Here is a 5,410-nt window from a genome sequence, read left to right on the forward strand (position 1 = left end):
CCCCCCCAGGCCTGCCTGGCCTTTGAAGACTCGGAGAATGGGCTGCGCTCGGCCCAGCAGGCCGGTATTCCCACTGTGGTGACGGTAAACGACTATACCCGGGATCAGGATTTTTCCGGGGCGGCTCTGGTGCTGGATCACCTGGGGGAGCCTGAGGATCCGTTTCAGGTGTTGGCGGGAACGGTGGGATCCCACCGCTACTTCACCCTGGAGTTGGCCTGCCAAGTCCATGCCCAAGCCATTCCCTCTGAGGTGGGAAACTGATGTCAGCAGCAGAGCTCCCAGACCTGCAGCAGCGCCTAGAGGCCCATCTGCAGCAAGTGGCCCAGCCCCGGGATCCCGACTGGTCGCCCCTGGGCCATAGCCAAGTGGAGCGCTACATCCAAGAGCAGCTTTCTAAGTGGGGATCCCTGGAGTCCTTCCCCTTTGAGGCCGGTGGCCGCCTGCACCGCAACTGGATCTTGAAATTGCCGGGATCCCGTTCTGGCCGCCAACCCATCCTCATCGGAGCCCACTTTGACGCTGCCCCGGCAACCCCTGGAGCAGACGACAACGCCAGCGGCATAGCGGTGTTGCTGGAATTGGCCCGCCATTTTGCCGCCAACCCTGCCCCTTCCCCCCTGTGGCTGGTGGCTTTTGACCTGGAGGAGCGGGGGATGGTGGGCAGTGGGGCTTACGCCCAGTTTCTTCAACGTCAGAGGCAATCCCTACGGCTGATGCTGTCTTTGGAAATGCTGGGCTACCGGGATCCCACCCCCGGATCCCAACGCTACCCCGCTGGCCTTGAGAAGCTCTACCCCAACCGGGGAGATTACATCGGTCTCATCGGCAACTGGCCCACCTGGGGGGATCTGCTCAAGCTGCAGCGTGATTTTCAAAAAGCGGGGATCCCTTGCTGTTGGTTGTTGGCCGGGCAGCGAGGCTTGATCCTACCTGCCACTCGCCTGAGCGATCACTCCCCCTTTTGGGATGCGGGCTACGCCGCCGTTATGGTTACCGACACCGCTTTCTTGCGCAACCCCCACTACCACAAGCTGAGCGATACCTTGGAAACCCTAGATCCAGATTTCCTGACGGGGGTCTGCCAGGGCTTGATGGCCGGGATCCGCTTGCTGTAGCTCCTCCAAACCCCCCAGTCATTCCGGCAGCAAGTAGCGTGCGTTGAATCCCAACTCCCCTCTCCTGGAAGGAGGCCAGGGGTAAGGATGGAATTGGCATCCTCAGTACGGAGATTTCTCCAGGGGGTTCGCGATTCTGCGACCGAGTCCTTTGCTGAAGAGGGGAGACAATAGACGAGAGTAGTAAGACGAGAGTAGTAGCAGGGAAAAGGTTAAAAAACCTGCCTTGGCACTGTAAAACTCAGCAGGAGATTGCGTATGAGCGCTTTTGCCCAAGCTCCCAAAAAGTGTGTTTCCGCCGCCTTCAAAGAAGAGGGCAAGCTGCAAGAGTGTATCCAGCGGCTTTTGAACCGTGGCATTCCCAACGATTGCATCTCCATTATTGGCCGCAACTTTCAAACCGAAGCCAAAATTACCGGGTTTATCACCCGCAAAGAGGTGGTTCTGGACGGTCTGACCAATGGGGCCATCTATGGATCCCTGTTCGGATCCCTGCTGGGGCTGCTCACTGGCGTGGGGGTGCTGTTCATTCCCTTTTTGGGGGCAGTGGTGGCCGCTGGGCCTCTGGGAGCCGCTTTGTTGGGGGCAACGGGCGGCGCTTTGTACGGAGCACTGGGAGCGGGCCTGGGATCCGCCCTGATTGCCTTGGGTATGCCGCAGGAGAAAGCCGCCATCTACCAAACCCGGGTACAGGCGGGCGAGTTCTTGTTGGTGGTGCAAGTACCGGAAGAGAAGTCGGGCGAAATTTACTGGCTGCTGCAGAGTGCTGGCGGAGAGGAAGTTTCCATTGCCGACTTGAACTTGCCCGGTGAGCCAGAGGGAGACTTAACCCCAGAGAGCATCTCGCCGGAAATCCGCGCTGACCTCTCGGAAGAAGCGCAGCAAACCTTTGTGGAAGCCTACAACCAAGCCAAACAAGAGAGCAATAACTCCACCCATGCACTCCTCAAAGCTTGGGAAAAGGTCAAGCAAATTTTCACACGAGATGAGAAAGGGATCTTCTCCAAACGCAAGCCCTAGCCCAAAAAGTTTCCGAAGTAGCGAGAGCACAGTAAAGCGCCATCTCGCCGCTCTGCCTGTACGTGTTCTGGGTCTGCTCCAATTTTTTAGCTGCAACCTTATATCCTGAGAATAGCCCGAAAAACTCTAACCTAACCTTGCAGGGGTGAGCCTATGGCTGCGAGTGACTTCAAGGATTATTACAAGATCCTGGGCGTCAGCAGAGATGCCTCTGCCGAGGAAATCAAGCGCGTCTATCGCAAGCTGGCCCGCCAGTATCACCCCGACGTGAACCCCGGCAACAAGGCGGCAGAGGAACGCTTTAAGGAGATCAACGAAGCCTACGAGGTGCTCTCAGATCCGGAAAAGCGGCGGCGCTACGACCAGTTTGGGCAGTACTGGCAGCGGGTGGGTACTGGTTCTGCTGCTGGAATGCCGGGCATGGAGGGCTTCGCCCAATACGCCAGCTTCGAGGAGTTTATCAACGAGCTGCTGGGCCGTATGGGCTCCCGCCGCAGCGGGTTCCAGGGCTTCGCCGGCGGCTTTGGGCCGTTTGTTTCGGTGGATTTGCCGGGGCAGGATGTGGAGGGCACTCTGGGTCTCAGCTGGGCAGAAGCTTTCCACGGCACCCAGAAACGGCTGAACCTAGATGGAGAAACGCTAACTATCCGCATTCCCCCCGGCGCTAAGCCGGGCAGTCGCATCCGCGTCAAGGGCAAAGGCCAGGTCAGCCCCTTTGGCGGGCCAAGAGGGGATCTCTACCTCACTTTGGAGCTGCCCCCCCATCCCTTCTTCCGCTTTGACGGAGACAACCTGCTCTGCGAGCTGCCCATTACTCCTGACGAGGCGGCTTTGGGAGGGACGGCGGAAGTTCCCACCCCTACGGGTCGCGTGCAACTGAGGATCCCTGCCGGGGTAGACAGCGGCCAAACCCTGCGGCTGCGGGGCCAAGGCTGGCGGGATCCCCAAGGCCAGCGGAGCGACCTGCTGGTGCGGCTGAAGGTGGTGGCACCCAAATCCCTTTCCCAGACCGAGCGGGATCTCTACGAAAAGCTGCGCCAAAGCCGTAGCTGGGATCCCCGCGCCCACTTGCAGGAGGTGAGTCTATGAGTTTGGCCATTGTGCGGGTAGAAGAACGGCTCTATACCTTCGAGCAGGCCACGGAACTGCTGGGGATCCCTCCCCACCTGCTGGAATGGCTGCTGGCCCAAGGCTTAGTGGAGGCCGAGAGCAGCTACCTGACCCCCCAACAGCTCAGGCGGTTGTTGCAAATGAGCCGCCTACACCGAGACTTGGGGCTTAACTGGACGGGGGCAGCGATGGTCTTGGACATGGCTCAGGAAATTGCCCGGCTCAGGGGGCAACTGCGCCACTACCGCGGATTTTGAGGCTGCCCAGCTAACCCATCAAGGAGATAACTCGATGAACCCTATGGAACAGATCATCCGACGTAGCCAGGTGGTGGGCCTGCTGGCCCTCGATGGCAGCACTGCTACCGCATTGGGTACCGTAGAAGAAATCTGGGTTGACCCAACAGGGCGGGTATGCTACTTCACCAGCCAGCAGGGGTACACCCCCCTGGAGCAGATTTCTCTCATCGGGCCAGACGCGCTGCTGACCTACTCTACCGTTTTTGATACCCCCCTAACCCCCATCAGCTCTCTTTACCGTCGCACAGTGCGCATTGGGAATCGAGAGGTCGGCTGGATTGAGGATTTTCTCTTTGACTGGGAGACTGGAGCGATTGCCGCTTATATTCTGGGTGGCAGCATTGCCGAGCCTTGGGGGGGGCGCGCCGTTCTCCTGCCTGAGGACGTGGAAGCCATTGATGTGGACGCGGTGGTGGTTAAGGAGGATGCTCCGCAACGGCTGAAATCGGAAGCGGAAGGCTTAAAGAACTTTTGGAGCGAAAAATCTCGGCAGGTGAAACAGCTTATCCAGCGCATGGGGGATCGCCTCAAGGCGTTGGTTGGCCCACAGGATCCGCCGGAGGTGGTGCGCGTTAAGGTGAAGCAGGTGCGGGACGAGCTGGCCAAAGGGGGCAAGTTCGATCTCTCCCTACTGGACGAGGCGGCAGAGTTTCTGCAACACAAGTGGGAAACCTGGCAACACCGCCTCAGCCGCGCCGCTCAGCGCATGCAGGCTGCCCTTCAGGCTGCTTGGGAGAAGCTGACCGAATAGCAAAGAATGACTCTGCAACCTCTGGCCTGCGGTCGCCTCAGATGCTGCACATTTGCTTCCCAACTGCTTCCCAACTCCCCTCTTCCTCTGGGAAAGGGGCTGGGGGGCAACAGCATGAGGTGCTTGGGGAGTCCGTCCCACTGCTCGACCGGAACTGTTGCAAGCCAGTCCTCGACCAAACCCAGCTGACGGACGGCGGCTTTTTCGGCTACGATCTAGGATCGCTGTCAATGCTCGGATCAGGTTTCAAGACCCCCGCAGGGCACCTGTACGGCAGGGAGAAAGATGACTTACGCAATTGTGGAAACCGGCGGTAAGCAGCTTTGGGTGGAGCCGGGGCGTTTTTACGAGGTCGATCGCCTGGCGGAAGTGGAGGAGAACAGCCCCTTCGATTTGTCTCGTGTGCTGTTGATCAACCACGAGGGACAAATCACGTTGGGGCATCCCTACGTTTCGGAGGCGGTCGTCAGGGCACGGGTTTTACAGCATCGGCGCGGCGATAAAATCATCGTCTACAAGATGAGGCCAAAGAAAAAGACCCGCAAAAAGAGGGGTCATCGGCAACCGCTGACCCGTGTGCTGATCGAGTCTATTGAACTCAATGGGGTGCCCCTAGCCACGGCACCATCCCGTACGGAAGCGGCTCCAGAGTCTAACCCAGAGGCAGCCCCTTCGGCAGCGGCGACAGGGATCCCTGCGGATGAGGAATAAACTCTGAACTCAGGTGTCCTGAATCCCGATTTTTTTATCTCGTTTCTGTTGATCACGCAGTTGCATAGGAGGCGTTATGGCTCATAAGAAGGGAACGGGCAGCACTCGCAACGGTCGAGATTCCAATGCCAAGCGGCTGGGGGTGAAGCGCTATGGGGGCGAGCTGGTGCATCCCGGCCACATTCTGGTCAGGCAGCGGGGCACCAAGTTTCACCCAGGGGTGAACGTGCGCATCGGCGGCGACGACACCTTGTATTCTGTGGTCACCGGCATTGTGACTTTTGAGCGCTATGGCAAGTGGCGGCAAAAGGTGAGTGTCTACCCAGCTGAGGTGGCTGCCCAGTAGGGAAAGGCCCAGCTTTGAAACTGCCTGGGAGAGCATGACTCTAGTCAATAATAAG

Annotated in this window: 7 protein-coding genes and 1 pseudogene; all 8 read left to right on the forward strand. The window is 58.9% G+C overall.

Annotation, left to right across the window (positions count from 1 at the left end):
- Positions 1-264: pseudogene (locus tag NW815_RS04735) on the forward strand (HAD family hydrolase); the annotation flags it as partial.
- Positions 264-1,118, forward strand: a complete 855-nt coding sequence (locus tag NW815_RS04740) for a M28 family peptidase (protein ID WP_414375263.1) — start codon at positions 264-266, stop codon at positions 1,116-1,118. The pseudogene NW815_RS04735 and the gene NW815_RS04740, both read left to right, overlap by 1 nt.
- A gap of 258 nt (positions 1,119-1,376) precedes the next feature.
- Positions 1,377-2,138, forward strand: coding sequence for a ChaB family protein (locus tag NW815_RS04745; protein ID WP_414332456.1), 762 nt, complete (start codon positions 1,377-1,379; stop codon positions 2,136-2,138).
- 153 nt (positions 2,139-2,291) lie between these two features.
- Positions 2,292-3,227, forward strand: a complete 936-nt coding sequence (locus NW815_RS04750; protein WP_011432386.1) for a DnaJ C-terminal domain-containing protein — start codon at positions 2,292-2,294, stop codon at positions 3,225-3,227.
- Positions 3,224-3,505 carry a chaperone modulator CbpM gene (locus NW815_RS04755; protein ID WP_011432385.1) on the forward strand — a complete coding sequence of 94 codons (282 nt, stop codon included), beginning with the start codon at positions 3,224-3,226 and terminating at the stop codon, positions 3,503-3,505. Before NW815_RS04750 ends, NW815_RS04755 begins: the two co-directional genes overlap by 4 nt.
- Positions 3,506-3,539: 34 nt before the next feature.
- Positions 3,540-4,298, forward strand: coding sequence for a photosystem reaction center subunit H (locus NW815_RS04760; RefSeq protein ID WP_414387857.1), 759 nt, complete (start codon positions 3,540-3,542; stop codon positions 4,296-4,298).
- Between the two features lie 285 nt (positions 4,299-4,583).
- The gene (gene rplU, locus NW815_RS04765; RefSeq protein WP_414387858.1) at positions 4,584-5,009 is read left to right on the forward strand and encodes a 50S ribosomal protein L21; all 426 of its coding nucleotides are present in this window, start codon (positions 4,584-4,586) and stop codon (positions 5,007-5,009) included.
- Positions 5,010-5,085: 76 nt separating this feature from the next.
- Positions 5,086-5,355, forward strand: a complete 270-nt coding sequence (rpmA, locus tag NW815_RS04770) for a 50S ribosomal protein L27 (RefSeq protein WP_011432382.1) — start codon at positions 5,086-5,088, stop codon at positions 5,353-5,355.
- Positions 5,356-5,410 lie beyond the last annotated feature (55 nt).

The organism is Synechococcus sp. R6-7 (assembly GCF_047461695.1).
GTDB lineage: Bacteria > Cyanobacteriota > Cyanobacteriia > Thermostichales > Thermostichaceae > Thermostichus.